The 564-nt window shown below is 60.5% G+C and carries 1 pseudogene; it reads right to left on the reverse strand.

Features of this window, described 5'->3' with window-relative positions:
- Positions 1–564: pseudogene (locus tag DVK05_RS16425) on the reverse strand (hypothetical protein); the annotation flags it as partial.

Consider the following 564-nt stretch of genomic DNA (forward strand, 5'->3'; position numbering starts at 1 on the left):
TGGGCCGTGCGAACGTCACCGTTCGCCATCTTGACCTCGAACCAGTCGCCTCGAAAGTCGTCGTTGGTCCAGTCGCGGGCACGTCGGAACAGGTCGTCGGGACTAATGTAGTCATCCCCCGCGAACGCGGAGCGCTGGCAATTCGAGCAGACGTTGAGTTCGTCAGCGAGCGCATCGACCTCCAAGAGTTCGCGATGGTCCGTCTGAATTTTCTGCTTGACTCCGCGACTGCCACAGAACGGGTCGTGCGTCTCAGGGTCGACGACGTGAGCCGTGCCGACTCTCTCGGAGATTCCCTCAATCCCAATCGTTTCGATGGCAAGCGTCGCGCCGGTCGGTGACCGCGTGACCGCGCTCGTGGTCGTCTCTGTGTCGACCGAACGTGGCCCCTCGTCGTCCTCGTCGAAACAGAACTGGTAGACCATGCCGAGTTCGTAGATGCGACCGCGAGCATCGTTGTTGAAGATAGCACCTTCCCACTCGGCCATCAGTCGGTACTGCTTCCCCGTGCCACCGGAGTAGGTAACGAGTAGCTCATCGACCGAACCGTCGTAGTTGCTCTTG

The sequence above is a fragment of the Halorubrum sp. Atlit-8R genome, from assembly GCF_003666025.1.
GTDB classification, from domain to species: domain Archaea; phylum Halobacteriota; class Halobacteria; order Halobacteriales; family Haloferacaceae; genus Halorubrum; species Halorubrum salinarum.